A 777-nucleotide genomic window follows, 5' to 3' on the forward strand; every position below is an offset into this window, starting at 1 on the left:
CACCACCCGCGATGGCCTGCCCGGCCGTCGCCTCCGAGGATGCGACATCCGCTCCAGAGCGAGACATCGATGCCTCACCTCCGAGCAGAAGTGTCATCGCCGACGGCTGCCGCTCGAGCCGTCCACAGCCCGCCGGCACATGGGGCCGTCACCGGACGCCGACCGCAGCCGTACGGGCCACGAACGCGCTGGTCGATCCTGCACGGCATGCCTCCTCGGCCCGGCTCCGCCACCGACCTCGTCCCGCCCGCGCTGCCGCACGTCGTCCACGCGCGGGACCATCCCTCGAACGCGATCGCCGCGGCCGTCGCCCGGGGCGCTCTGATGCGCGTCGGCCGCGGGACCTACCTGCCGACGACCGACGTCTCGCCCCGCGCCGAGGCTCTCGCCCGCGTCATCGGGACCCATGCGCGCGTCGCGACGGACCACGTCTTCAGCCACGCCACCGCGGCGATGCTCCACGGCCTTCCTCTGTGGCGGACGCCTGGACGCACGCACGTCCGCATGGCCGTCACCGGTGGCGGCCGACGGGACCCGCTCGTCGTGCGGCACCGCGGGATCCCGGGCGACGGCGTGGTCGACGTCCTCGGGCTGCCGTGCACGGACCTCGAACGGACGACGTGGGACTGCCTGCTCTCGCTCCCCGCCCTGGACGGACTCGTCGTGACCGACGCTGCAGTCCGTGCGGGAGTCTCCGTCGACGCCCTGCTCGATCGCGCCAACCGGAGCGCCCGGGTCCGGGGAGTCCCACGTGCGCGGGCCGTCCTCGCACATGCC

1 pseudogene is annotated in these 777 nt (G+C 74.4%); it reads left to right on the forward strand.

Annotated features, from left to right (window positions below):
* Nucleotides 1-207: 207 nt before the first annotated feature.
* Nucleotides 208-777: pseudogene (locus OMK64_RS20140) on the forward strand (hypothetical protein); the annotation flags it as partial.

The organism is Cellulomonas fimi, from assembly GCF_028527925.1.
GTDB lineage: Bacteria > Actinomycetota > Actinomycetes > Actinomycetales > Cellulomonadaceae > Cellulomonas > Cellulomonas fimi_C.